Genomic DNA, 984 nt, shown 5'->3' with positions numbered 1-984 from the left:
ATGATGCCGGGCACGACGAAGGACGGCACCTGACGCTTGCCTGCTACGGCATGCTGCCTGCGACGCGTATCACCGACGTACTTTCGCAGGTCGAACGCTGGACCGGCTTCACCCGGCACTTCGGGCACGTCTCGACCGGGTTGCCGCCCGGCGACGAGCGGACCTTCCTCGCCACTCTGATTGCCGAAGCGACCAATCTCGGGTTGTCGCGCATGGCCGAGGTATGCGGCGCAGGATCACGCCGCGCGCTGCTGCGCATGCAGACATGGCACATGCGCGAGGAAACCTTTCGAGCGGCGCTCGCCTGTCTGACCGACGCCATCCACGCCGAGCCGATCGCCGCCTGGTTTGGGCAAGGACACCGGGCTTCTGCAGATGGTCAGGCCTTCTACCTGGGCGGGCCGGGCGAAGCCGGAGGAGCGGTCAATGCCCACTATGGTCGCGACCCGGTGGTCAAGATCTACACCACCATCACCGACCGCTACGCGCCACTGCACCAGACCGTGATCGCCGGCACGGCAGGAGAAGCCATCCATGCGCTCGACGGCATCCTCGGCCATGACAGCAACGCCAATCTGACCGCGCTGCACGTCGATGGAGGCGGTGTTTCCGACATCGTGTTCGCGACCATGCATCTCCTCGGGCTCGATTTCGAGCCGCGCATTCCCCGCCTGTCCGACCGCCGCCTCTACGCGTTCGAACCCTCGAAGCATTACGGCAGGCTTGCGCCACTATTCGGTCACAGGCTCGACCGGGACCTGATCGTTAGCCACTGGCCGGATATTGAACGTGTCATTTGTGCCATGCGCGACGGCACCGTTAAGCCCTCGCTGATCCTCAAGAAGCTGTCTGCCTATCGCCAGCAGAACAGCCTCGCCGCGGCGCTGCGCGAGATCGGGCGGATCGAGCGCACGCTGTTCACGTTGCGCTGGTTCGAGGATCCGGCTCTGCGCCGTACTGTCACTGCCGAGTTGAACAAGGGCG

Annotated in this window: 1 protein-coding gene; it reads left to right on the top strand. The window is 64.8% G+C overall.

The genetic code is table 11. From position 1 onward, the window contains the following. On the top strand, nt 1-984 hold a 984-nt coding region (locus EWH12_RS21925; protein ID WP_165363711.1), incomplete at both ends, for a Tn3 family transposase.

This window comes from Sphingobium cupriresistens (assembly GCF_004152865.1).
Lineage (GTDB): Bacteria > Pseudomonadota > Alphaproteobacteria > Sphingomonadales > Sphingomonadaceae > Sphingobium > Sphingobium cupriresistens.
The sequence above is the reverse complement of the archived record's forward strand: the minus strand, read 5'-3'. Positions and strand labels throughout refer to the sequence as shown.